Annotated in this window: 3 protein-coding genes; 1 reads left to right on the top strand and 2 read right to left on the bottom strand. The window is 46.3% G+C overall.

From position 1 onward, the window contains the following. Nucleotides 1-437: 437 nt before the first annotated feature. Nucleotides 438-614: a type IV toxin-antitoxin system AbiEi family antitoxin domain-containing protein gene (locus GX147_03905; GenBank protein ID NLN59844.1), complete on the top strand. Its 177-nt coding sequence runs from the start codon at nucleotides 438-440 to the stop codon at nucleotides 612-614. 361 nt (nucleotides 615-975) lie between these two features. Here the strand turns inward: GX147_03905 and GX147_03900 are convergent, their stop codons facing one another. Next, nucleotides 976-1,359 (bottom strand): transcriptional regulator, encoded by a 384-nt coding sequence (locus GX147_03900; GenBank protein ID NLN59843.1) that lies wholly within the window; start codon nucleotides 1,357-1,359, stop codon nucleotides 976-978. A gap of 269 nt (nucleotides 1,360-1,628) precedes the next feature. Further along, on the bottom strand, nucleotides 1,629-1,731 hold a 103-nt coding region (locus GX147_03895), incomplete at its 5' end, for a helix-turn-helix domain-containing protein (protein NLN59842.1).

Genomic DNA, 1,731 nt, shown 5'->3' with positions numbered 1-1,731 from the left:
CGAGCCTGTCCTGAGTGTTGGAAATTGTTGAACTAAATAAGGCGTCTATCGCCTCTGGCTGAATCGTCCAGTCCATTTTCTCTCCCGCATACGAGTCTTTACCTGCCAGACATATCGGCACGGAAAGAAAAAAACTTTATTATTTTGTAAGTTATTGATTTTTCAATGGTGCCCCATTGGGATAATAGACAAATTCAAAACGATCCCACGACTTCCTGGCTCGATCAGGCAGCAAGGTTTCATATAATGCCCCAGGTGTGTGGGTGTTCAGATTGACCGTCACCTTTGTCATCCGCTTTCCCGCCAGCCGGCCTTGATCTGGTCAAGTAAAAACGGACACTCAGTTAAGCCGCATTTGCCGACATAAACTTCTTTTCAAACTCATTCGCCTGGATAGAATTACAGACAAATAAAAACTAATGCAGGTAATATTATCCATGTCGCTAATCAGTAAAAAGCAGGGCGCAGAGGCAATAAAACGGGCCAAGGCTATGCTTCACTCGCCAACAGGTATCTTTCGCACCGGAGAGGCAATCAAGTCGGGAATCCATCCCCGGACTATCTATGCCATGCGTGATCAGGGGATTATCGAGCGAATGGGACGTGGGATGTAACGCTTTGCCGATATGCCTTCTCTGGGTAACCCGGATCGCCGCGAGTCCCTCCTTGTTAATCTGGTATGTGTGCCGTATTCCGCCTTTTTCCTCGACGGTGATTTTCTTCTTCACAAAGTCAACATCGGACAGGTTGATAGCCGTCACCGCTGCCCCAAAACTTTCCACAGGAAAATAGAAACGATCTGAAACAATTCTATGCATTCGATCTTCTTAAACTGGCAGGCTATGAAAATTGGTTTGAAAACCTGCGGACAAGGATATCCCTCCCCCTGCGCACGCTCCGGAGAGGGATTGAGAGACTAAATAGACGATTAAACTGTTTTCCGATAATATTTGAAAACTTCGGCGCGCCGAAGTTTCATCTGTTCCGGTGCCCGTCGGCATAAAGTCCAAATTGAACAGAGAAATCCGTTGCCTCAACAACCGGTTTGATGTTTCGATTCACCTTTTCTATTTTCACAATGCCGTAACGCGCCATCGTCTTCAATGTACGAGAGAGATTGCTGCTGCTTCTTCCAGTTGCTTCTTCCAGTTCCTTGAGGGATTCCGGCTTTCGTTCCAGGATAGTTTTGAGCAACAATTGATTCTCATTACTCAGGACTTGTGCCATGGATTTCAAAGATTCAAACCAGATTTTAGGCTCATCGGGTCTTGGGCGGTATTCTCCCCGTGCGATGGCCAGGGATCGCTTTTTATAATCCTGATAAGGAATAATGCCAATGTTCAGCACTTTTTGTTTCATTTCCTAACCCTTCCTTCCTGCCCCATGATTTTTTCAACTTCGCGCCAGAAATCTTCCAGTAATTGACTGGCTGATGTGTATTCATAAGGCGATACCTTGTCGCATTTATGCTTATGATCCCAAGTAATCTTCCTTGCACCGTAACTTTTTTTTGCTGTCCGCACGGCGTGAGCGTTGTCGAATCCGACAACCCGCCGGTTATACCGGTCATGCAACGTCAAAGAATAACGGACGCCATGGGGAACAGGCTGGGGTCAGGTCTTGAATTATCAGTTATCTTCCTGGGCCTTAATAACCTTGCTCACCGTCGTGTAATGAATGCCCAGATGATCGGCAATCGCCTTCATCGTATAACCATGCTGAATATATGCT

The sequence above is a fragment of the Deltaproteobacteria bacterium genome, assembly GCA_012522415.1.
Lineage (GTDB): Bacteria > Desulfobacterota > Syntrophia > Syntrophales > JAAYKM01 > JAAYKM01.
The sequence above is the reverse complement of the archived record's forward strand: the minus strand, read 5'-3'. Positions and strand labels throughout refer to the sequence as shown.